Origin of the sequence: Microbacterium sp., assembly GCF_036566905.1 — a bacterium.
GTDB lineage: Bacteria > Actinomycetota > Actinomycetes > Actinomycetales > Microbacteriaceae > Microbacterium.
The window spans coordinates 1-1718 of record NZ_DATCVK010000246.1; the positions used below are offsets into that span (position 1 = coordinate 1).

Here is a 1718-nt window from a genome sequence, read left to right on the forward strand (position 1 = left end):
GACTGCCGCCGATCCAGACCTCGTAGTGCAGATGGCAGCCGTCGGATGCCCCGGTCGTACCGCTCCACGCGATGTGCTGACCCGCTTCGACCCACTCGCCCCCACCGACGAGACGGCCGCCGTCGACGATGTGGGCGTATCCGGTGGACACTCCCCCGCCGTGGTCGATCTTGATGTAGTTGCCATACGTGCCCGAGCGTCCTGAGAAGGACACCACACCGCTGTTCGCAGCGTAGATCGGCGCACCGCAGCCCGTTCCGAGGTCGACGGCGTAGTGGAAGCTGCCCGAGCAGCCGTCGCCGCAGATCGGCGCGCGTGGCCCGTAGTCGCCCGTGATCCGGCCGGAGGCGGGCTTGGCCCAGCCTGACGACGAGACCGCCCCGGGCGAACCGGTGCGGGCTGCCTCCTCGCGGCGCTTCCGCTCCTCCTCCTGTCGGATCCGCTCGCCCTCCTGGTAGGCGGCGGCGGTCTGCGCCTCGGTGTCCTTGAGGAAGGCGAGCTGTGCGTCGAGCTCGATCTTCTTCGCCTGCGACTCGGCGAGCGCGGCTTCAGCCGCGGCCTGCGCCTCCTGCGCCGCGACGAGGGCGGCCTCTGCCGCGATGCGGAGCTGCTCGCGCTCGGCCTGGGCGACCTCGGCCTGACCGCTCAGCGCCTCGGCCGTGTTCTTCTTCTCCTGCGCACGGTCGTAGATGCTCGAGGTGCGCTCGACCATCTTCTCCATGTTGCCGAGCTTCGAGAGCAGCTCGTCGGTCGCCCGCGCGTCGCCGGCATCGAGGAAGAGATTGACGCCGACGTCGCTGCCACCCGAGCGATAGAGCTGCGCCGCGACCTGGCCGGCATTCGTCTCGGCGGTCTGTGCTTCTGCCGCCGATGCGTCGGCCTGCGCCTGGATCTGATCGGCCCGCGTCACGGCCTCGTCGTACTTCTGCTGCGCCACGAAGAGCTCGTCGGTGCGACGCTCGGCCTCCGCCCGCGTGACCTCGACGTTGACCTCGAGCTCCGCGATCAACGCGGTGACCTGCTCGACGGCCGCGGCGCCTGCCGCGGTGTTGGCCTTCGCCGCCTGCAGCTCGTCCCAGCTGGGATAGGTCGCGGCGAACGCGGACTGGGGCGGCGCGACGATCGGAACGACGAGCGCCGCGGCGAGGATCGCGACGACGGCGACGAGACGCTGCATCGTTCGCGGTCGGCCGGCGCCCCGGACTCCCCCGGGAACCGGGCTCGTTCGAGCGCGGTCCGACGGTGTTCGTTCTGTGGTGCGGTACATCATTCCCCGTCCACGCGGGCTCGGGTCCCCGCGCTCCTCGACTCTCGGTTCGGGCACTGGCAGCCCCACGATAAGCGGGAGATCAGCGCATTCCGGGCATTTCGAGCGCATGTCCGCGGATGCCTCGCGGCGGGCGCCGAGGCATCCGCGACCCTCGTTTTGCCATCTGCGCCGTCTGCACGTATGCTTGGCTGTCGGCGGGCGTGACCTAGGGAACGCCCTCCGGCCCCATCGTTTAGTGGCCTAGGACACCGCCCTTTCACGGCGGCAGCACGGGTTCGAATCCCGTTGGGGTCACTGCACGACCAGCACGTATAATTGAATAACTCGGTGCCGAAAGGCATCACGAGGCCCTGTAGCGCAGTTGGTTAGCGTGCCGCCCTGTCACGGCGGAGGTCGCGGGTTCAAGTCCCGTCAGGGTCGCTCAGGCGACAAGCCCTTTCCCTTACGA

At 69.3% G+C, this 1718-nt stretch carries 1 protein-coding gene and 2 tRNA genes; 2 read left to right on the plus strand and 1 reads right to left on the minus strand.

All coding sequences use genetic code 11. From position 1 onward, the window contains the following. The coding region (locus VIP82_RS22435; protein WP_331912760.1) for a M23 family metallopeptidase at positions 1–1177 on the minus strand (1177 nt) is incomplete at its 3' end. A gap of 314 nt (positions 1178–1491) precedes the next feature. On the opposite strand from VIP82_RS22435, the gene VIP82_RS22440 reads away from it, so the two are divergent. After that, a tRNA-Glu gene (locus VIP82_RS22440) sits at positions 1492–1564 on the plus strand. Positions 1565–1616: 52 nt separating this feature from the next. Further along, a tRNA-Asp gene (locus VIP82_RS22445) sits at positions 1617–1690 on the plus strand. The last annotated feature ends 28 nt before the right edge of the window (positions 1691–1718 follow it).